Origin of the sequence: Streptomyces sp. NPDC058579, assembly GCF_042718575.1 — a bacterium.
Taxonomy (GTDB): domain Bacteria; phylum Actinomycetota; class Actinomycetes; order Streptomycetales; family Streptomycetaceae; genus Streptomyces.
The window spans coordinates 99,935-118,925 of sequence record NZ_JBHXPI010000020.1; the positions used below are offsets into that span (position 1 = coordinate 99,935).

Annotated in this window: 20 protein-coding genes; 8 read left to right on the top strand and 12 right to left on the bottom strand. The window is 67.3% G+C overall.

Translation table 11 applies throughout. The features are described from left to right. Positions 1 to 29: 29 nt before the first annotated feature. From ACFWRO_RS22370 to ACFWRO_RS22380, 3 genes are all read right to left on the bottom strand, one after another. Entirely contained in the window at positions 30 to 740 is a 711-nt protein-coding gene (locus ACFWRO_RS22370) for a hypothetical protein (RefSeq protein ID WP_384512821.1), read from the bottom strand. A gap of 174 nt (positions 741 to 914) precedes the next feature. Beyond that, on the bottom strand, positions 915 to 2,942 hold the full coding sequence (locus ACFWRO_RS22375) for a pentapeptide repeat-containing protein (RefSeq protein WP_384512822.1): 2,028 nt from the start codon (positions 2,940 to 2,942) through the stop codon (positions 915 to 917). Positions 2,943 to 3,108: 166 nt separating this feature from the next. Further along, positions 3,109 to 3,612: a DUF4913 domain-containing protein gene (locus tag ACFWRO_RS22380; RefSeq protein ID WP_384512823.1), complete on the bottom strand. Its 504-nt coding sequence runs from the start codon at positions 3,610 to 3,612 to the stop codon at positions 3,109 to 3,111. Positions 3,613 to 3,632: 20 nt separating this feature from the next. On the opposite strand from ACFWRO_RS22380, the gene ACFWRO_RS22385 reads away from it, so the two are divergent. The 3 genes from ACFWRO_RS22385 to ACFWRO_RS22395 all read left to right on the top strand — a co-directional run bounded on the left by ACFWRO_RS22385 (position 3,633) and on the right by ACFWRO_RS22395 (position 5,029). After that, positions 3,633 to 3,806, top strand: coding sequence for a hypothetical protein (locus ACFWRO_RS22385; RefSeq protein ID WP_384512824.1), 174 nt, complete (start codon positions 3,633 to 3,635; stop codon positions 3,804 to 3,806). Next, entirely contained in the window at positions 3,797 to 4,609 is an 813-nt protein-coding gene (locus tag ACFWRO_RS22390) for a hypothetical protein (RefSeq protein ID WP_384512825.1), read from the top strand. The genes ACFWRO_RS22385 and ACFWRO_RS22390 overlap by 10 nt, the downstream gene beginning before the upstream one ends. Positions 4,610 to 4,711: 102 nt before the next feature. Then, positions 4,712 to 5,029 carry a hypothetical protein gene (locus ACFWRO_RS22395; protein WP_384512826.1) on the top strand — a complete coding sequence of 106 codons (318 nt, stop codon included), beginning with the start codon at positions 4,712 to 4,714 and terminating at the stop codon, positions 5,027 to 5,029. Between the two features lie 186 nt (positions 5,030 to 5,215). On the opposite strand, the gene ACFWRO_RS22400 is transcribed toward ACFWRO_RS22395, so the two are convergent. Both ACFWRO_RS22400 and ACFWRO_RS22405 read right to left on the bottom strand, forming a co-directional pair. Then, positions 5,216 to 5,518: a DnaJ C-terminal domain-containing protein gene (locus ACFWRO_RS22400; protein ID WP_384512847.1), complete on the bottom strand. Its 303-nt coding sequence runs from the start codon at positions 5,516 to 5,518 to the stop codon at positions 5,216 to 5,218. A gap of 90 nt (positions 5,519 to 5,608) precedes the next feature. After that, positions 5,609 to 6,157 (bottom strand): SUKH-4 family immunity protein, encoded by a 549-nt coding sequence (locus ACFWRO_RS22405; protein ID WP_384512827.1) that lies wholly within the window; start codon positions 6,155 to 6,157, stop codon positions 5,609 to 5,611. Positions 6,158 to 6,539: 382 nt separating this feature from the next. Between ACFWRO_RS22405 and ACFWRO_RS22410 the strand changes: the two genes are divergently transcribed. After that, positions 6,540 to 11,327, top strand: a complete 4,788-nt coding sequence (locus ACFWRO_RS22410) for a hypothetical protein (protein WP_384512828.1) — start codon at positions 6,540 to 6,542, stop codon at positions 11,325 to 11,327. 244 nt (positions 11,328 to 11,571) lie between these two features. On the opposite strand, the gene ACFWRO_RS22415 is transcribed toward ACFWRO_RS22410, so the two are convergent. Then, positions 11,572 to 12,687 carry a hypothetical protein gene (locus ACFWRO_RS22415; protein ID WP_384512829.1) on the bottom strand — a complete coding sequence of 372 codons (1,116 nt, stop codon included), beginning with the start codon at positions 12,685 to 12,687 and terminating at the stop codon, positions 11,572 to 11,574. A 583-nt stretch (positions 12,688 to 13,270) separates the two neighbouring features. On the opposite strand from ACFWRO_RS22415, the gene ACFWRO_RS22420 reads away from it, so the two are divergent. The 3 genes from ACFWRO_RS22420 to ACFWRO_RS22430 all read left to right on the top strand — a co-directional run bounded on the left by ACFWRO_RS22420 (position 13,271) and on the right by ACFWRO_RS22430 (position 14,786). Further along, a complete protein-coding gene (locus ACFWRO_RS22420) occupies positions 13,271 to 13,540 on the top strand; it encodes a hypothetical protein (RefSeq protein ID WP_384512830.1) in 270 nt (89 codons plus the stop codon). Positions 13,541 to 13,719: 179 nt separating this feature from the next. Continuing rightward, positions 13,720 to 14,145 (top strand): hypothetical protein, encoded by a 426-nt coding sequence (locus ACFWRO_RS22425; protein WP_384512831.1) that lies wholly within the window; start codon positions 13,720 to 13,722, stop codon positions 14,143 to 14,145. Beyond that, positions 14,142 to 14,786: a hypothetical protein gene (locus tag ACFWRO_RS22430; RefSeq protein WP_384512832.1), complete on the top strand. Its 645-nt coding sequence runs from the start codon at positions 14,142 to 14,144 to the stop codon at positions 14,784 to 14,786. The genes ACFWRO_RS22425 and ACFWRO_RS22430 overlap by 4 nt, the downstream gene beginning before the upstream one ends. 144 nt (positions 14,787 to 14,930) lie before the next feature. Here the strand turns inward: ACFWRO_RS22430 and ACFWRO_RS22435 are convergent, their stop codons facing one another. The 3 genes from ACFWRO_RS22435 to ACFWRO_RS22445 all read right to left on the bottom strand — a co-directional run bounded on the left by ACFWRO_RS22435 (position 14,931) and on the right by ACFWRO_RS22445 (position 16,906). Beyond that, complete coding sequence (locus ACFWRO_RS22435) at positions 14,931 to 15,617, bottom strand: hypothetical protein (protein ID WP_384512833.1); 687 nt, start codon at positions 15,615 to 15,617, stop codon at positions 14,931 to 14,933. A gap of 149 nt (positions 15,618 to 15,766) precedes the next feature. Continuing rightward, positions 15,767 to 16,051: a hypothetical protein gene (locus ACFWRO_RS22440; RefSeq protein WP_384512834.1), complete on the bottom strand. Its 285-nt coding sequence runs from the start codon at positions 16,049 to 16,051 to the stop codon at positions 15,767 to 15,769. A 174-nt stretch (positions 16,052 to 16,225) separates the two neighbouring features. Continuing rightward, positions 16,226 to 16,906 (bottom strand): HdeD family acid-resistance protein, encoded by a 681-nt coding sequence (locus ACFWRO_RS22445; RefSeq protein ID WP_384512835.1) that lies wholly within the window; start codon positions 16,904 to 16,906, stop codon positions 16,226 to 16,228. Positions 16,907 to 17,213: 307 nt separating this feature from the next. On the opposite strand from ACFWRO_RS22445, the gene ACFWRO_RS22450 reads away from it, so the two are divergent. Next, the gene (locus ACFWRO_RS22450) at positions 17,214 to 17,399 is read left to right on the top strand and encodes a CsbD family protein (RefSeq protein WP_384512836.1); all 186 of its coding nucleotides are present in this window, start codon (positions 17,214 to 17,216) and stop codon (positions 17,397 to 17,399) included. A gap of 117 nt (positions 17,400 to 17,516) precedes the next feature. Here ACFWRO_RS22450 and ACFWRO_RS22455 read toward each other — a convergent pair whose 3' ends face one another. The 3 genes from ACFWRO_RS22455 to ACFWRO_RS22465 form a co-directional block, all read right to left on the bottom strand. After that, positions 17,517 to 17,792 carry an SHOCT domain-containing protein gene (locus tag ACFWRO_RS22455; protein WP_384512837.1) on the bottom strand — a complete coding sequence of 92 codons (276 nt, stop codon included), beginning with the start codon at positions 17,790 to 17,792 and terminating at the stop codon, positions 17,517 to 17,519. 51 nt (positions 17,793 to 17,843) lie between these two features. After that, complete coding sequence (locus tag ACFWRO_RS22460) at positions 17,844 to 18,287, bottom strand: DUF6325 family protein (protein WP_384512838.1); 444 nt, start codon at positions 18,285 to 18,287, stop codon at positions 17,844 to 17,846. A 173-nt stretch (positions 18,288 to 18,460) separates the two neighbouring features. After that, on the bottom strand, positions 18,461 to 18,853 hold the full coding sequence (locus tag ACFWRO_RS22465) for a hypothetical protein (protein ID WP_384512839.1): 393 nt from the start codon (positions 18,851 to 18,853) through the stop codon (positions 18,461 to 18,463). Positions 18,854 to 18,991: the final 138 nt, after the last annotated feature.

Sequence of the window (18,991 nt, forward strand, 5' to 3'; positions counted from 1 at the left end):
GATCGTTTCCCACCAGACCGGCGGGTTGCTCAGGGCTGTGTCGCGGCGGCCTGCAGTTCCTTGTGCTGCTGGTTCGCGATGGAGGCAGGCACAGGGACGGGCAGATCTGCGTCTTCGTTCATGAGGTACGTGGCGAGGGTGCCCCCTGTGCGGACGACGGTCATGACGTTTCCCTTCCCGTTGGGGGCGAGGATGTTGGTCAGGAGGTAAGTGACGGTGTCGTCTCCGGCCTTCGCCGTGGAGAGCGGCCGTACGTTGAAGCGGTGGATCCAGCCTGCCTGAGAAGTGGCCTTGAACTGGCTGCAGCTGACCAGGGCATTCTTGATTTCAGCCATCCAGGCTTCGGCGTCTTTGAGAGTATGGCTGGTCAACGTCAAGCTGCCGGGTGTCGCCTCGGGGGGCGCGCTGTCGGGCTTCACGGTCGCCCAGACCATTGCTCGGCGTTGATGCTTCGGGCGCACGCTCATCATGTCGGCGATCGGACGGCAGGCGAGCTTGTCTGTCGTGACGACGTCCTCGGCTTCCAGGAGCGGAAGGCTCTGAGGCATCGTGGTGAAGCCGGCGAGTTCGCTGACGTCGGGTAGTGCCTTCGTCAGCTGCTCCTCGGTCAGCGGTTGCTCGTTGGGCGGGGAGGGCTTGGGCCCGCTGGCCGAGTCGGCTGTCGGCCCGCAGGCCGTGGTGGCTATGGAAGTAGCCGACAGCACAGCAACCGTCAGCGCGCGTCGTATTCCTCTGTGCACAGAAGCCTTCTCTCGTCTCGACAGCGCCTGGTGGTGCGCCCGCTGCCGTGTGGCCAGCTGATGATCCCAGTCCTGGGTCTGCGAAGCAGCCCGTTACCGATCCCACGGCGGGCTCGGTGCTCCCCATTGACCGCGAGTCACGTCCCGGCGCGTTGGCACCCGAGCCATCGGCGGTCAGCGTTTGATGCGGCCACGGATGGCGAGGACGGCGAGCGCGAGAAGAGCAGGTTCGAGGAGACGTGAGGTCATCTCGATATAGGTGCCGGTGGTGGTGAGGTCTTGTCCGCTGGAGCGGAACACCACGGAGTTGAGTGTGACGCTCAGGGCCTTGTCGAAGCGCTTGGTGGTGAACCGGTCCCCGGTGGGGTTCTTCGGGTCCTGCTTGTCGATGGTGAAGGTGACCTTGCCCCCGCCGGGGGGAACGGTGCCGGTAGCTTCCTGTTTGGGGGAGGAGGCAGGCAGGCCAAAGGCCATCAGCAGCAGGATCGTGGTCAGCATGGCGGCAGCGAGCCAGCCGAAGGCGCGGGAGGCGCGCAGGCCGTAGCCGGACAGTAGCCAGTACGCCCACAGGAGTCCGCGCTCGGACTTGGGGGTGCCGGTGTGGTCGTGGCGGCGCATCTCGCATTCGCCGTAGTAGAAGTCGGCGGCGCCGGGCTCGTTCTTGCCGTCCTCGAACGCCTTGCGGAGTTGCCGGTACACGGCGGCGACATCGTCGGGGTCAGGGGTGCGGGCGGGGTCGGCGTGGTGAGGACCGGTGCGCCACTGGCCGATCGGTGGCACGGTGTCGGCGGGTACGGCGGGCTGGCCGGCGGTCTGCGCGCGCCAGTGGTGTTCCTCGGCCAGGGCGCGCCGGCGTGTCCACCGCAGGGGGGCTATGCCCCGGCGGTACCAGCCGGTGGGCGTGGGCGCGAGGACCGTACGTCCTTCCAGGCGGAGCTGGTCAAGGTGGAAAGCTCCCGAGAACAGGCAGTCCGAGAGATCGGTGTCGGTCAGGACCAGGTGGGCGGCGTCCACTCCCTGTACCGAGGTCACCTGAACGCCCTCCGGGCCAGTGAGCAGGCTCTCGCCCACGGAGCCGCTGGCGGTAGTGAAGGGGGCGGGGTGGGCTGTGACCGCCAGAGGAGCCGCCAGCACCGCATAGCTGAGATTCAGCGAGGCCCGGCGCAGCCGCACGGTGGCCGTTGACTCCCATCTGATCCGCTCGCAGCGCACTTCACCTGCTGCTATCTCCAGCGTCACAGGCGCCCCGAACACCGACCCGGAGAGATCCAACAGACCGGCGCATACCAACGGCCCCAACCGATCAGCCGCCAGGAACTGCGCCCCGTTGAATGCCGCGTCGCTGGAGAACTGCACCCTGTAGAACCAGGCCTCGCTGGAGAACTGCGCCCCGCTGAACCGGGCCGGGCCGGAGAACTTCGCCCTGGTGAACCAGGCGACCCTGGAGAAGTTCGCTTTGTCGAAGTCGGCGTTGCTGGAGAACTTCGCCTCTCCGAAGTCAGCGCGGCCGGAGAACTGGCTATCGCCGAAGTGCCCCTCGCCGGAGAACTGCGCCCCGCCGAACTGCGCCTCGCCGGAAAACTGCGCCGCGAGGAACCGAACGCGGCTGGAGAACTGCGCTCTGCAAAACCAGGCGACCCTGGAGAACTGGCTGCTGTCGAACACGGCGACGTTGGAGAACTCCGCCCCGTCGAATCGGGCGTCACCGGAAAACTGTGTCCTGATGAACGTGGCATTCCCGGAAAACTGGGCCCTGTCGAACCCGGCGGTGGTGGAGAACCGCGCTCCGCCGAACAGGGCAGCCCTGGAGAACCGCGCCACTTTGAACCGGGCGGCCCTGGCGAACTGCGCCCCTCCGAACGCCGCCTCGCCAAGGAACTGAGCCTTGTCGAACACGGCGCGGCCGGCGAACGTAGCCATGCGGAAATTGGCGTCGCCGAAGTGGGGATCGCCGGATGTGGGGTCGGTGAGGGCAGTCAGGAGCCGGTCCAGGAGGTCTTCGGTGAAGGGGGTGCCGCGGTGGTCGATGGACGAGCCCGGGGTCAAACCTCCCAGGTATGTGTCGCGGTCCGTGTCGCTCAGGTGAGCAAGGCAGGCGCTATGGCCGGGGACATAGATTCCGCGGCAGCCGATGGGATCCGTGTCTGGGTGGGAGCCCTGGCCGCAGTACTCCCAGTCCGGCGCAGGCTGGGGTGTGCTCATGGTGTGACTGCTCCAGACAGAAGGGATCGTGTCGGCGGTCGGGTTTGAATCAGTCGCTCGACTGCAGCCTGCCGGCTCCTTCCGGCCGGAGGCTGACTCGTGGCTGACGCGAGACCTTCACCCCGGTCGCCAAGCGCGCAGGGCTCCTGGCTCGCTACAGGATGCCTCACGACTCGGCATGATTCCACGCTGTGCAGCTGCAGGTGGCCGGCTCGGTGAGTTCCTGCCAGGCCAGCCACAGCGCGTGCAGGCGCGCGATGGCGACGGGGTGCTCGAACCACATGTGGCACCGGCGGGCGTCGGCCGATGGCTCGGCCAGGTAGCCGGGTACGAGCACTACCTCTACCCACTCGATCAGGGCGCGCAGTTCGTCGTCGTACTGCGGTGAGTCGAGCAGCAGGATGAACGTCGTGACCTGCCACTCCTCCTCGCCCTCGGATTCGCCGCCAGCCGCGGCGTCGTCCCTTGCCAGGGGCGTGACCGAGAGGGGCAACGGGATGATGACGCCGGTCTCTGCGTGCTGATCGCGAGCCCACTGGTCAGGCGTGAGGCCCATCTTCTGGGGGCGTCCAGTGGGTGGCGCGCGCGTTGCGGAGCAGGCCGAGGCTGCGGAGCTGCCGACCTGCAGCCCGTCGGCACCCGCTCCGCCGACCTCACCCGCCTCGGTCACACCGGCCTCGGGAGCGCCGGATGACGACCAGCCCCCGCACCCTGATGCGCGTTTCCACCTGCCTGAACCCGACGCGGGGTCTCTACGAGCAGCTCCTGGCCCTCCTCGAAGGCATCACCCCGCAGGTCGAGGCGCACCCGGCCGACTACTCCGCCGACGTCTCCCTCACCGGGGCTCCGGGCTCGTGGGTGTGATCCGGCTGCGGGCGCTCGCCCTCCACGGCGTCCAGACGAGCGCGGGCGCGGGACCGAACCGGATGATCGCGGCGATGGCCGCCGACATCACGCCACCCGGCGCCGCCACCATCGTCGGCAACACCCCGTACGACATCGCGGCCTTCCTGCGGCCCCGGCCGGCCGCCGCGCTCCCCGGCATCGGCCCCGCGGCCGCCCGAGTCCTGGACCGCCTCGGGATCCGAACCGTCGGCGACATCGCCGACACCCCCCTCGCCACCCTGCAGCGCATCCTCGGCACCGCCGCCGGCCGCCAGGCCCACGACCGTGCACTCGGGACCGACGACCGTCCGATCGTCCCCGACGCCGCCCCGAAGTCCCTCTCCCGCACACACCGCTTCGACCGCGACGAACTCGACCCCGAGCAACACCACCGGGCCGTCCTCGGCCTCGTCGAGCAACTTGGCGCCCAACTCCGCCACGACCAGAGCATCGCGGCCGCGCTCACCCTCAACGTCACCTACGCCGACCGCACCACAACCAGCCGCACCCGCATCCTGACCGAAGCCACCGCCCGCACCCCCGCACTCGCCGGCACCGGCCACGAGCCGAACGCCTCCAACCCGCCGAGACCGCCACCCACCAACTCACCCTCGACACCCACGACGACAAGGCTCGCGACCTGGAGACCGCCCTGGACCGCGCCCGCGCCCGGTACGGGCAAGGCACCGCCGGCGCCGCGGCCGCCTGTAGACGCGTCAGCAGGACCAGTCCGGCGTAGCCGAGGACCGGCTGGCGTCAGCGGCCGTGTGGATTCGCAGTAACGGGGTCGCAGCAAGTGGCGTGAATGGCCCCTTTGGCTTCCCTGAGGACCGTGCTTCCGTTGGTGCACATCCAGCTCATCACGCCGACGACGGGGGACAATCATGCGCAAACGTCATGCGCTCGGTGCGGCCATGATCATGGCCACGACTCTCTTAGGAGCAACGACCACCACGGCGAGTGCCGCGCCCAGCCGGTGCGGCACGTACTTCACCTACTCCGACCTGCACGCCTGGGGCTGGTGCGACGGCGGAACCGGCCAGTTCCGGGTGGTCGCCGACTGCGGCGGCGTCGACGAGTGGGGCGAGTTCGGCTTCTACGCACCCGGCCCCTGGAGGAAGGCCGCAACCAATGCCTACTCGGATGTCTGGTGCGGATCCGGCTTCTACACCATCCGAAGCGCTTGGATAGAAGTCAGGTAGCCCCCATAGCGTGCGGGCCCGCACCCGACAGTGCGGGCCCTCACGCTGCTGGAGCCGAAGCCTCACGAACTGCCGGAAACGACGTGCCCGCTGTGTCGCCATCTGGCTCGGACAGACCAGCCGGGTGCCTGAGCGGATGCGCACCAGGCCGTGACCAGTCCCCTGGCGCCGAAGTCCGGCAGCTGGTCAGTCGACGACGTGCACGATGACGTACAGGTCCGCGGGCGCGCCGCCGTGCTGGCCGGGGCCGCCGAGCTCGCGGATCCTGACCCCCTGGCCGTCCTTGACGCCGGCGGGGACACGGATTTTGTAGGTGTGCTGCTGCTCCCGGGTGATCCGGCCTTCCACCTCGCAGGTCGTGCAGGACCGTGCAGCCTTCTCGTCGGTCCTGGAGGCGCAGGCGGGACATGGGTTGCGGGCGGTGATCCGCAGGGGGAAGATCGCGCCGTCGGTGGCTTCCGCGCCAGGGTGGCGTCGACGGCGTGGGATTTGTCCTGGCCGCGGCTGGGCCGAGAGCCCACCGCACCCCGTCCGATGTTTTGTGACTCGAGGTAGCCAGACGGGGACCGGTGAGGCCTGCTACCACATTTCCTCAAGCACTTCCTCGAGCATGCGATTCCACTCAGACTCAGGGTCGCTCAGTGGAGTCGAATCAAATGCGTTGACTGAGGCGCGGAACGCGTCGACGAGGTCTTCGACGTCGGGGTCAGGTTCCTTGTATGCGTCTTCGAGTTTCCGGAATTCCGTCAGGCAGTGCACGAATGCCGTGATATCCCGGTGCGCAATCTGATAGTCACGGGCGCTTTCCTGGAAGATGTACACGGTGCCCGATGAGGGATCCAGAGTGACCAGTGCTGCGGGCAGGTAGCCGAGTACCTGCCAATTCCGAGACTCCTCGGGGCAGTAACGATCGTCGAGTGCGAAGAGAGCGCCCACCTCGTATGGGTCCCGTTTATCCCCAGTCACCCCGGCACGGGAAGTGAAGAACCTGTCGTTGGGCAGGCCGACCGACCCGAGGAACTGGGCGGTCGCAGCATCGTGTGGGCTGCGGCCCTGGACAGGGTAGAGCACCACGCCGTCCAGTCCATAAAGCCCAGTCAGGTCTACGTAGGTTACAGGGGGGTTCATGCAGTTATTCACCATTTCCACCGCATTCCGCAACGGGTATGGCCGCTACCTTCGGATCAGCCATGAAGACGATCTCATTCATGACGCGACCATCTCGCACGGCTCATCCCGGCGAACCTTCCTCGTCAGAGCACTAGCGGCGGGCCCCGGAAGACCGACGAGGGTGACCAGCCCGTCTTCACCGAGGCCAGCTACCCTCGGGGTTGTCCTTACGGAGGTTGGCGGAGTCGAGTGTCGGCAACTGAGGTAACCCTGAAGCCGAGCAGAGGCAGCCGGGCTTGCTTCAGCTGACTCATCGCAGACGAGGCGCATGGCGGCCCGCTACCGCCAGGGAGTTTCGTGGCACGTTCGCGTGTCAGTGGGGCGTGAGACGCTTGCGGTCATGAGTGATCCGCTTCCCCGGGTGGACTTCCGGAACATCCGCGAGCACGAGACCAGCCAGCAGCGAGCCTTCGAGGAACTCGGGTACGTTTTGGTCCCCACCATGGAGGACCTGCCGGCAGGAACGCAGATGGTCCGGCGCGGAACACCCGACGGCGGAATTGAGTTCTCCTGCCCCGCACCGGGAGGTCAGGGGACGTGGGCGTGGCAAGCCAAGTACCTGTTCAACCTTGAGTCGGCCACCATGAGTCAGATGGACAAGAGCGTGAGGGAAGCTCTTGCGACCACACCGGATCTGGTGCGCTACGCCTTCTACCTGCCCACCGATCGCTCCGGACGGCAACCGACTCGCCATGGGAAGGCAGTGGGCAAGAGCGGTCTGCAACGGTGGGACGAGCATGTGGAGACTTGGCGAGGCTGGGCCCGGCAGGCGGGCCGGGATGTCGAGTTCGTTTACTTGGGGCACTCGGCTCTGCTGACCGCCCTTCTGCGGGACGAACACGCCGGCACGTTGCGCTACTTCTTCGACCAGGACGCGTTCACCGGCACTTTCTGCCAGACACAGGTTGGCAGGGCTGTCCGTAATCTTGGGCAGCGATACCTGCCGAAGGCTCATGTTGACATCAACATTGCCTCCTCCTTCGACACCCTCACCCTCGGCCCCGACTTCGTCCACTCTGTCCGGCGAGCCCTCGCCAAGGTTCGAGACGTCAGCCGCGAACTGCCCATAGCACCGGACACGCAACAGGATGGGAACGGCTCCCTTGCATCCCTCGCCGCCCTGCGGACCTGCCTTCGTGCCCTCGCCGACGACGGGGAGGCCCGCGCCGAGGAACTGACGGACGCGGAATCGGACATCTACCGAAAGCTCGAGGCAGCCTGCACGCGTGCGGCCCGCGCCGTTGAGTGCGCTCGTGTAGCCAACCTCCGGCGTTTGGAGGATGAGTACGAGACCTTCGATCCCTTCGACAGTGCCTGCACCGGATCTCGCAGCGGGCAGACAGCCGGCAAGCCACCCCGAGCGGTCAGCAGGCCGCTGCACGCGTGTCACCTTGCCGTACTGCAGCTGACCGAACTCGTCCAAGCCGCCCTGCGCCCGCCAATGATGCTGATTTCGGGACCCGCTGGCTGCGGCAAGAGTCATCTCGTGGCCGACACCGCCATACAACGTGCCGCTCATGGCAGACCGACACTTCTTCTGCTTGGGCAGCAGTTCGAACAGGGAGCTGCCTGGCCGCAGATCGCGGCCCAGGTCGGGCTCGACCTCACGGCGTCGGACTTCTGGGCCACCTTGGCTCAAGCCGCCCGCGTTCGGCGCGATGGACGCGCACTGCTGATCATCGACGCACTCAATGAAGGAGGTGGAGCGGACGTCTGGCGCGAGCAACTCGCCGGCCTCTTCGCCGATGCAGCCCGCCATCCCTGGGTGGCCGTCGCTGTCACCGTCCGCGACACCTACGCCGACGCGGTCGTTCCCGAGCAGGTCCGCAGCACCACGGTGCACGTGACACACCCCGGCTTCGCGGGCCAGGAACACACAGCGCTTACCGTGTACGCCCAGCACTACGGGCTGCGTGAACCGGATTTTCCGCCGCTGCAACCGGAGTTCAGCCGACCGCTGTTCCTACGCGCCCTATGCGAATCGATCCAGGGTCAGGGGCTGCACACCTTTCCTCGTGGCGCCGCCACGTTGACCTGGGTGTTCGACGGCCTCCTTGATGCCATCGAGGCCCGTCTGGCCCGCCCCGACCGGCTGGACTACGCCGTCGAGGACGGCGTAGTCCATCAGGCCATGCGCCTTCTCGCGCAGCGCATGCTCGACGACCAGACCGAGGCGCTCCCCGTGCACACCGCCGCTACCTTGTGTGCCACAATCCTGCCCTCCCGCGGCGGATACAGCAGCTCCCTCCTCAACGCCCTGATCACGGAGGGCCTCCTGCTGAAGGAGCCCGCGCCGAACTCCGCATCACGCAATCAGCAACAGGTCCGCTTCACGTATCAGCGACTCTCCGACCACGTGCGGGCCGAAGCCCTCCTCCAGCGCTTGCCGATGCCCCAGGACGTGGCCCAAGACGTGCACCGGATGCTCGCCGGGCCTTCCCACTGGCGGCATCTCGGCCTGTTCGAGGCCCTCGCCCTTGTGATCGGCGAGCAGACCGACACCGAGCTGTATGCCCTCGTGGTAGCAGACGACGCCCTGCACGAAACCCCATGGGTTGACCGCTACCTGGCCGAGCACTTCCTCGACTCACTCGTCTGGCGCTCCCCCGCTTCGATCCAACCCAGAACAGTTGCCCTGGTCGAACATCTGGCGGCGTCAGACCCTCATTTCGAGCAGCGCTTGCTCACGGTCACCCTCAATGTCGCCTGCATCCCCGGCCACCCCTTCAATAGCCAATGGCGAGACACTCAACTTCGGCGTCTCACGCTGGCCGACCGAGACCGCACCTGGACCGCGCAGGCGACCCGGATCTTCACGACCCGCCCTGACAACCCCCTCACGCGGCTCATCAACTGGTCATGGTCCGTAAGAACCGACCACGCAGATTCAGAAGTGGCCCTGCTCGCGTCCAAACTGCTTGTGTGGCTGTTCGCCAGCCCCAACCGAAGACTCCGCGACAGCGCCACCAAGGCCCTGGTACGCATCCTCGACCACCGGCCACGGGCTTTGGCCGCGCTCCTCGACGACGCCGACATCGACGACCCGTACGTCGTCGAACGGATCACAGCCGTCGCATACGGGCACCTTCTGCGACACCGCCATACTCCCCGCGATCAGGAAGCGCAGGTTGCTTGGGCTCGGATCGGCGCAGCCGCCACAGGCCTGGCGGATGCGTCCGTGGCCGAGCACATCCTCGTCCGCCACTACGTCCAAGCATGCATACAACTCACCACAGTCAGCGCTGACTCGCCCACCCCTGCGAACCCCGAACGCTCCCTGTCCCTGGCCGCGCCCACCTTGCACGAACTGGCCACCGCCTACGGCAGGGAGCCGTCCGACTTCCTGTTCGCCGTGAGTGAGATCGGGGACGACTTCGAGCACTACGTCATCCGATATGCGTGCGACCGGCTCGTACTACCAGACCAGGATCGGCTCCAGGCGCAGCAACTTCAAGCCGTGAATCAGGAGATCGACCACCTCACCGGTCTGCTGCGCACCCTGCTGTCATCCCGCGGCGACGAAGCACGCCTTGCCCAGCTGGACGATTGCCTCCGTCTACGCCGCACCCGCCCGGTGGACCCGGGGCCGGACCCGAACGACTCGGTAGACGCCACGACGGTGCTGAACGAGCTGGCACTGGCACTCCAGGAAGCTGCGGGTCAGAACAGCGCCTCCGGCGAGCGCGACGAGGGGATCACCGAGCCGGAACCAGGAGACGACGAGCCCGCCGGCCTTGGAGACTGGATCAGCAGCTTCCTCGTCCCCGACGGCAGCCGAGTCTCCTGGTACCGCCTACGGGATGCGCTCGACGAGGAAGCCGCAGCGTACTTTCAGCGGCTGGACACCGCTCTGTTGCGGGCCGAGGGCGACGAACTGGTGAGGCCAGACTCGGACCTGGTGGGCCGATGGGTCGCCCAACGCGTACTCGACCTGGGTTGGTCCCCTGACCATTTCGCGGCCATCGACGCCGCGCTGCGTGAGGCCCGAGACTACGGACGGGCGGAGAGCGAACGCTTCGCAAAGAAGTACACCTGGATCGCCTACCACCACGTACTCCATGAACTGGGCGCATGCCACATCCAGGAACCGCACAGCTCCAGCGCTCCGTTCACTGATCCCTGGCAGCTGTCCGGCACTCGCGATATCGACCCCTGCATCATCGCCCGAGGCGACGAGCCTCCGTCTGAAGCCATTGCGTCCGCGCGGCGTTCTAGCACCGCATGGTGGAACTATGTGTTCCAGCACCGCCTCAGCGAAACGGGCGACGACGTCAGCTGGCTGGACGACCGCTCCGACATTCCCCACCACACCAGCCTGCTACAAGCAACCGACCCATTCGGTGAGAGGTGGGTCGCCCTGGAAGCCCATGTCCTATGGGAGACATCGGAACACACGCCCTTCGCGGGATCCAAGCGTCAGCAGTGGATGCGCAGCCATGCCTACCTCGCACGTAGCGCCGATGTCCGCCGCATCGGGGACTGGGCGGCCCAGCAGGACTGGATGGGCCTGTGGATGCCGACACCCACACCGTTCACCCTGGGGCTGCTCGGTGAGTACCCCGACCTCGGACCCTGGCCCTTCCACTTGGACGAGATCCGAACAAGTCACTACGGCGTCCGCAGCACCCCGCCTACCGACCCGCACTGGAGCACACTCGATACCCGCGGCCTCACCTGTGACCTGGCTCTGACCACCACCTCCTACAGCCATCAGGCAACCCACGATCACAGTGTCAAGACTCTCAAGGGTGGGCTCATGCCCTCGCCGGCCCTACTCGGGCTCCTCGCAGCCCGGTGGGCCCCCACGGCCAGTCACCTCCACACGGCATACCAACTTGGCCCTGCGGAGTCCGATCACAGCTGGCAGTCGGGCGGCGGCCTGGTCGCCTTCGCCTCCGGCCTCAGCGACCATGAATTCGCCGCCCCGCTGGCTCTGTGGGTCAAGGCCAGCCACCTACAAGAATGCTTGGCACGCCACGAACTGGTCCTGTGGGGATGGACATTGGGAGAGAAGGTCTATTGGGCCGAGCCGCATCGGCCCTCACAGCAGCGCACAACCGTCTCCGGCGCCTATCACCTGACGTCCGGATCCCTCACCCCATGGGCTACCACGATCAAGCGCACCTGATACCGCTTTGATCCACTGGAGAGCCGGTGGACCATGTTCATTGCTCCGCAGCAGTAGGACTTGTCGGGTGCGGTCAGGCAGGTGCTTCACCCAGGCCGAAGTTCACCATCAAGCAAGCCGTGAACAGGATGTTCGGTCTCGACCGGATGTAGACCGCTTGCCTGTCGGTCCCCAGGACGCCCGGTTGGTTCCGGGTGCTCGTTCCGGGCCCGTGAGAGCATGGCCGCCGCCACTCAGCATGTAGTCAGCTGGGTTCCTGCCGCTGTAGGACCGTCACGAGTTCGTGGAGTACGGCTCTGAGCCGCGTGGGTCCGGGCAGGTCGTGCATGGTGATCATCGGGAGGTTGGGGCTGATGGGGCGGTGGAGCGCGTCGTGTGCGATGTCCTTGAAGTCGGCGAGTGCCCGGGCGTGGGCCTTGTCGGTCCGCTGCATTGCGAAGGTGTGCTGGGCGGCGACTTGCTTGAAGTCGGCGTGTCCGAACACAGGTGGGACGTGGTCGGTGATGGCTCGGATGAGGGCGGCGCAGGCGTAGGGGTTGCGGGCTGCGTAGTTGTTGTTGAGTTCGTGGCACAGTGCGAGGAGCTTGCCGAGCTTCCACTTCGTGTCTTCGGCCACGCCCGCAAGGTCGGCAAGGAGTTCGGCGTCGAGGTAGGGCGGTTGGGAATCGGTCGCTGCGGGGGTGGGGTCCGGCGTGGGCTGGGGGAGGTGGCTGGTGGCGGGGAAGGAGATGTACTGGGCGGCGTTGGTTGCGACGATCCGTTCGGTGGCGGCGATGTAATCCTCAAGGCCTTTGGTGTCGCGGTATTGCAGAACGCTCCGGGTGATCTCGCGTTCCCAGGTGCCGTCGGCCGTGGTGGTGCCGTTGCCGGTGGTGATGGCTGGTTCGTAGGACAACAGGTCGGGCAGTGCGTCGACGAAGACTTGGCGGAGGCGCAGCTTCTGGGCGAGGCCTTCAGAGCGTAGATAGGCCTTGCCGGGGTCGCTGGGGGAGACGGGTTTGTCGTCCCAGAGTTGGATCATGTGCTTGAGGACACGGACGAATGGGATGCCAGCCTTCTGTCGCATGGAGGCGATGTGGATGGAGCCGGCGATGGTGAGGCGGATGGTGTCGGTCTCGCCTATGGCGCGGTGGTCTGTGACGGCGGTGGTGAGGCCGTAGCCGGCCCCGAAAGGCGTGTCTGATCCGATGCGGGGGAGGGACCGGAGTATGGCTTCGGCGTCCGAGCGTCGCTTCGTATCGAAGTGGTGCTGCACGTAGCCCCAGCGTGGCCACTCCCCGGTCTCGGCCCACGGTGCTCCCAGTAGGTGGAGAAGGACGAGTTGGTCGGCGGTGAGATCGGCGTCGAGAAGTGTGCTCAAGGGGACCTCAGGGCGGCTGTATGCGTGTCTGTCTGTCAGGCCGGGTGGCCGGGTATATGCACTCTATCGGCGTGATCACTCCAGCATTCGACCTTTTCGGAACAGACAAGCCGTCCTCAGCCACCACCAGCCTGCAGTCGCGGGGCCCGCGCCACTCACCCGCACTTCCCCTCCGGACCTCGGCTCACTCTCAGCACCTGGGAGGGTCGCTTGTCTGTTCCGTAAAGTTAAACTCTGCATTCTATCCGCCTCGTCAGCTCAGATACCGAGAACCCCTCCCGCGTGGCCAGCGCCAGGCCTACCTTCGATTACATGCCCGACCCGCTCATCCCCGCCGCCGGCCACGCTCTCAACGCCGCCCGCGCCGCCACCACCCCTACGTCATGGTCCGCCACGGACGCACTGAAGACCGGGCAGCCGCCTACGACCGGTTTATCCGGGCCTGCTCAGTCGCGTTCAACAACGGCCGCCTAGAGCACCAGGACGTCACCGAACTCCTCTCCGCCGTTCTGGCCATCGAACTCCGCGCCCCCGCCACGTACGCGCGGCGGCCAATCAACTCTTCGGACGGCTCGTCGGCGCCATGATCATGCCGCCCCTCGGGCATCCACGCACCGGCTGGAACACAACCGTCGACATCCCCGAGGGGCAGGAGGGCATCAGCATCCTCGACATGCGGATGAAGGGACTCGTCGAGTTCCGCGACGGCCAATTGCCCATCATCACCAGCAACGCGGAGCTCCTGGAGCAGCTCCGCGAGTTCGCTAAGACCGCCCGGCTTGACGTGACCTCCCGCTGGTGGCACCACCTACTCACCCCCTGGGGCCGCCGCCGGTGGCTGGCCCGCAAGTAGCCGGGAACGCAGGTACCAGAGCAGGCTCATGCAGGGAGTCTCGGGGAACCGCGGGCAGGGGTTCGACGGGTGCGGTTCGTCTGTTCCACAAAGGTGAGAGAACCATGCTCCACCTCGACCCCGGTGGGCCCCGAGGTCATCTCCGCCCACCGGGGTCAAAGTGCCAGTACCCTGCACACATGGCGAAGCGCGAGGGCACCGGCGAGGGGGAGAAGCTCCAGCCGCGCTCCGGCACGGCCAAGACCAAGCTCGACTCAGAAATGCGCGCCAAGGCCGACAAGCCCCGCTCCGCCACGTCCCGCACGACCGTCAACAACCTCCGGGCGAGCTACGGTGCCGGCGGCGGCGCCCAGAAAGCGGCTCCCCTCTGGAGTCGCAGCATCACAGCGGGCAAGCCTGCCAAGGTCATGAAGACCAAGGCCAAGAAGCGACCCAAGCAGATCAACAAGCGCGGCGTCGATGCCGCCAAGGTCATGGCGCGCAAGGAACTCGAAGCCGCCCTCGCCCACCATGACCGCCCCATCACCGCCGCCGAAGCCAAGCGCATGATGGAACTCATCCGTGCCGACCGTCCCACCCCTGAACTCCGGCCCCGCCGACGATGACCCACGACGTCAAGTGGCGCGAGGTCACCAAGCAGGACAAGACCTACATGCAGTCCTTCGCCTGCACCGCCGAACGCCGAAGGCGCGGTGAGATCCGCGTCGAGTACACCGTCCAGGCGTTCTTCCGCCACTTCGGCATCGCTAAGACCAACCAGGCCAAGGATGCAGGCCTTGACGGACGACTCCTGATCGCCGAAGACTCCGAGGGCATCGCCGCCGCCTACGCACACCGGCTGCTCGAACCCGACGAGTACCCCCAGGAACTGGAGGTCCCGGACGACTGCCCCGTCAGGGACCTGTGCTTCCTCGCAGTCGCTGAGCGCTATCGCGTCGCAGGAGGGGCCCTCTTCGGACAAACAGGCACCCCCGGAGCGATGGCCGACGAGGCCATCAACGAAGCGCTCTGGGACATCCGAGACCGCGCACCGAAAGCACCCCGGATCTACGTCACCGGCCTCGTCGACTACCGCAACATCCCCAGCATGCGGATGCTGACCCGGAACCACTTCGACGAGCTCAGCCGCGGCGGTCCCCCTCCTAGCGGCGACAACCGACTCGGCCGATGGATGCGCATCCTCCGGCAGCCCACCGACGCAGGCGCTCCAGCATCACCCGGAACCGAGACCCGGTCCCGGAAGTAGCACACGCTGCGCCCGCCGACCCCGTTGGTGCTCCCGCAAGCACGAGGTGTCGGCGTACTCGTCAAAGTGGCTCTGGCAAGAATTTCGTAGCCAGAGTCGAAGCGCGTTGCCTCCGAAGATGACCGGGGTCGGGTCTCTGCCCGTTCAGCCGCATGCATGGACCTCCGTCCTTCCCTTGCAGCGGAAGAACGGGCCGCCCAAGGTGACTCGTGCCGGCATGGGCTTTCCTGCTCTGCCGTCCGTCACGGTCTGGCAGGTGTACTCCTTCATCTCCTGCTCGATGGGGACGAGAACGGCAGGGGGAATGTTGTTGCAGCGCACGAGATCGGGCAGGTAGTAGCCGTAGACGGCGTTGGCGGCACCGTCCCGTGTGAGGATCGCCATGCGCGGTTCGGCGCCCCACTTCAGGTCGTTCGGAGCGTCCGCCTTCTTGTATACGAGGATGTCCCACTCAATCCTCAGGCCCTCCCACGTGCTCACGCACACGGCCTGAGCGCCGTCCTTCAGCTTGAGGGACGCAGGGCATCGGGCCGTCGTCGTCCCGTCCGTGCCGGCCATGTCGAGAACCTTCTCCCGCAAGCCGAAGGCGACGATCTCGTGGAAGGCGGCACCGGGCGGCGGCGACGGATGCAGCACGCCCGTCGGCTGCGGTACCGGCTTCACGACCTTCTGAGGCAGCTCTGGAAAGGTAGGCTTCCGCGCGGATTCGTCGTCCGAGCCGATCCCGCAGCCTGCGAGCAGCAGGCCGAAGAACCCGGCAGCCGCGACCATCTTCATACGCATGACGGAAACAGTAGTGACGCCGACCGGCACGCCTTGCGTCAGGTGCAAGGTGCCGGTTCTTCCGGGCAGATCGTGAACGCGAGGGGCACGAGGTGCGTCGGCTGAGTCTGCGGGCCGTCAACCGGGCCGACGTTCCTCGAGCCCCTGGCGACGGCGGCGGGGCACTGCGTCGCGGGCACTCGCGTTCGCCCTGCGGGTCAGCCGACGGTCTTGCGGACCCATTCGCGGCTGCGGCCGGCGCTGGTGACCACGCCGGCTAGTCGGGCCCTGGCGTTGGTGATCGCCCTCTGCGCCCTGACGGCGGCGTCCTCGCGCTTCCTCTTCTCGTCCTCGAACTTGCGCATGTCCGCCGCGATTTCGGCGATGAGGTAGCCGGTGGCCTGCCACTGACTGTCGGTGCCGGTGGCGGAGGTGGCGTCGGGAGGGCCCTGGGCGACAGGGCCGTTCCAGGCGTGGTGATGTCCGCGCGGCGGATCAGCCATAGCGACTTCTGCACGCCTTGCCGGGCCCCAGCCGCCGTGGTCATCCCGGGAGGGCTGACCACGGCACCAGGCTGGTGTGAGTGGCAATCCCGATAGGCTGGGGTTGTCCTAACGGAGGTTGGTGGACACCAACAAGGACAACCCGGAGCGCCAGGTGCGGTTGTCGTTCCTCGGTCAGTGAGCCGCGCCGGTGCGACCGGTGGCCGGGCCGGACGTGTCGTGGGCCGTGATGCCCGCGCGGCGCAGGGCCGACCGCCACGCCAGGGCGACGGCCGCCTCGGCCAGGCCCATGAGGACGAGCCACAGTCCGAGCAGCCTGGTCAGGGTCCGGGCCGACTCTGCCGGAAGCGCCAGGACCACGATTCCCGCGACGATGCCGAGGGCCGCGACGGCCATGACGATGCCGCGGTGCGGCATGTTCTTGGTGGCGATGGCGGAGTAAAGGGTGACGATGCCGGACACCAGCCAGACGGCGCCGACGATGAGCGAGAGCGCGGCGATCGTCTGGAGCGGGTTCCTCAGGCACAGCACCCCGCCCAGGACACACAGGAGGGCCACGATCAGGCCGGGCACGCGGTCGCCGCTGTCGCGGCCGAACACGGCCACGAAGCGGAAGACGCCGGTCACCAGCAGGTAGAGCCCGATGAGCACGGCCAGGACGTGCAGGGTCACGTCCGGCCACACGAGAGCCAGGATGCCCGGTACGAGTGTCGCCATCGCCGCGCCCATGAGCCAGGTCCAGGACCGGCCGAGACGTGCCAACTGGTCCGCAGGGTCGACCGACGGAGGGGTGGGCGCCCTCCCGGTCATGTCCTCGGGTCCGGCGCCGGGTGAGGAGCCTTGTGGCGTTGTCATGGGTCCTCCTCACGCCCGCCCGAGTGGATCGTCCCGGGACTTCTCAGCGCTTGTGGAGCCGTCGCCACGTCTCCACGACGCGCAGGTCGGGCGACTGGAGCGGGCCGGCAGTTCCTACGGACGGACCGTGCGAGGCTCCAGTGTCAGTGTGCACCCTTCGCATGGCCGCCGCCTTCGGCCGCGGGGCGATGACGGACGAGCCTCGGTAGGGCGCCCGGGTGCTTCCACGCGAGCCGGCCGACGAGCACCCGGGGTCGTCCGAACCTAGCGTGGAGGGTGGGAACCGATGGGACGGAGGATCACGAGCATGAGTGACGCCATGGACAAGGCCAAGGGCAGACTCAAAGAGATCGCCGGAAAGATCACCGGCCACGAGCGCCTTGAGGCCGAGGGCAGGACCGACCAGACGAAAGCCAAGCTCCGTCAGAAGGCGAAGAGCGTTCGCCACCGGGCCGAAGGAATCGTGGACTCGCTCAAGCGTGATCGCTCGTAACCCTCGACCACTCCCGGCGGGCGCGTGGTGGCAAGGATCGTGGGGGAGGGGCGAGACGATCCGCCGCCGCAGCACCGGCCCTGCCGCGCGCCGGCGCGGAATTCTCCCGAGGGCGGGTCAGCCGAGGATTCTGCGCTTCTGCTCCTCGAACTCGGCGTCGGTGAGCACTCCCTGTTCCTTGAGCGTCCCGAGTTGCTTGAGCTGGTCCAGTTTGCTCTCCATGTCGTCGGCCGGCTGGGGAGCGGCGGCGGCTGGCGGTTCGGCCGGCTGCGTCTGATAGCCCTGCTGAGCGGCCCAGCGACCCTGCTGGCGGCGCGACACGCGGTTGGACACCGCGGTCGCCGTACCCGCGACGACCGCCGTGCGGGCCACTCCGCGAAGTAGACCTGGCATCGGGTTCTCCTCTCACATCTCACGCGAGGTCGTCGCGCGAACGGCGACGGGTCACCCCGTTTCCTCGGCCGCTTCGAGCGACGCGAGGATGGCTTGTACGGGCACCCGCCCGGAGGCGACCAACTGGGCTCCGCCCCGCCGCAGGGCGGCGGCGAACGGCGCGGCCCACACGTTCTCGTAGATCAGCAGACCGGCGGAGTTGCCCGGCTCCACCGCGGCCGCGGCTTCCTCCAGGTCGTCCTGCCCCAGCAACCCCGACCGGGCGCCTTCGAAGACAGCGAGGTCGAGATTGCCGTCCCCGGTGAGATCCGCGATCTCCAGTGCGGTCACCGAACCGTCCTCGTCCTTCCTGATGAACATCAGGTCGAGGATCCGGATGAGGCCGCGGTCCACCAGGTCGACCAGGAGCGGGAAGCCCTCGCCGGTCATGCGGTTGCCGGGAAACTCGATCACCAGATAGTCGATGGGGCCGATCTCGTCGAATTGCTCGCTCACAACGTCACCTCTGATCCTGGAGGCCCCTGATCGCCATTCCAACACCGGACGTCGCGCGGTGCATCCGGTACGGCCTCGCTTCGACCATGGTCCGCGGGACAAGGCGCGGCCTTCGTCCGGCCCCCGTGGCCCAGAACGCGCCGTGAACGCCGCCGCTGATCGACCGAGGTGCTTCAGACCCGGGCCTGTCGGCGAGCGGCCTGGTCGCTCGCCGTGAGGAGCGCCGCTGTGATCAGGCGGACGCCTCGGGCCAGGCGGCTCAGTTGGTCCAGTTCGATGGCGTAGAGCCTGATCGTGCTCTCGATCGTCGGTCCCGAGACGCCCAGGGTGGGCAGTTCCGCGCGACAGGTCTGCATCGCCACCCGTACCGCGCGGATCTCGTGCTCGACCTGCAGCTGGGCGTGGCGGGCCAGTAGGACCGGGTGGTGCGTGAGGGTGGTGTATCCGCCGTATCGGGCCGGCAGGAGGTCGCGCAGCCAGCGGACGGCCGTGGTTTCCCAGTTGCGGTTGCCGGGGGTCGCGACCGTGTACGGCCAGTCGGTGGTGGCCGGAGGGTGGTGGGACATCGTCGTCGCCTTTTGGGAGGTTCCTGTTCGGAAGGGCGCGGCGGGGGGCGGGGCGCGGGTGTACCGGGGCGCCCCCGGGGGCCCCCGGGGGGGGGGGGGGGGACCAAGGGGAAAAAAAAAACGGGGGACGATGGGGTG

Coding starts and splice junctions, on each gene's coding strand:
- ACFWRO_RS22410 (WP_384512828.1), top strand. CDS start 6,540: ATGAGTGATCCGCTTCCCCGGGTGGACTTCCGGAACATCCGCGAGCAC.
- ACFWRO_RS22445 (WP_384512835.1), bottom strand. CDS start 16,906: ATGACAACGCCACAAGGCTCCTCACCCGGCGCCGGACCCGAGGACATG.
- ACFWRO_RS22430 (WP_384512832.1), top strand. CDS start 14,142: ATGACCCACGACGTCAAGTGGCGCGAGGTCACCAAGCAGGACAAGACC.
- ACFWRO_RS22455 (WP_384512837.1), bottom strand. CDS start 17,792: ATGCCAGGTCTACTTCGCGGAGTGGCCCGCACGGCGGTCGTCGCGGGT.
- ACFWRO_RS22405 (WP_384512827.1), bottom strand. CDS start 6,157: ATGAACCCCCCTGTAACCTACGTAGACCTGACTGGGCTTTATGGACTG.
- ACFWRO_RS22395 (WP_384512826.1), top strand. CDS start 4,712: ATGCGCAAACGTCATGCGCTCGGTGCGGCCATGATCATGGCCACGACT.
- ACFWRO_RS22385 (WP_384512824.1), top strand. CDS start 3,633: ATGACGACCAGCCCCCGCACCCTGATGCGCGTTTCCACCTGCCTGAAC.
- ACFWRO_RS22420 (WP_384512830.1), top strand. CDS start 13,271: ATGATCATGCCGCCCCTCGGGCATCCACGCACCGGCTGGAACACAACC.
- ACFWRO_RS22465 (WP_384512839.1), bottom strand. CDS start 18,853: ATGTCCCACCACCCTCCGGCCACCACCGACTGGCCGTACACGGTCGCG.
- ACFWRO_RS22425 (WP_384512831.1), top strand. CDS start 13,720: ATGGCGAAGCGCGAGGGCACCGGCGAGGGGGAGAAGCTCCAGCCGCGC.
- ACFWRO_RS22375 (WP_384512822.1), bottom strand. CDS start 2,942: ATGAGCACACCCCAGCCTGCGCCGGACTGGGAGTACTGCGGCCAGGGC.
- ACFWRO_RS22450 (WP_384512836.1), top strand. CDS start 17,214: ATGAGTGACGCCATGGACAAGGCCAAGGGCAGACTCAAAGAGATCGCC.
- ACFWRO_RS22440 (WP_384512834.1), bottom strand. CDS start 16,051: ATGGCTGATCCGCCGCGCGGACATCACCACGCCTGGAACGGCCCTGTC.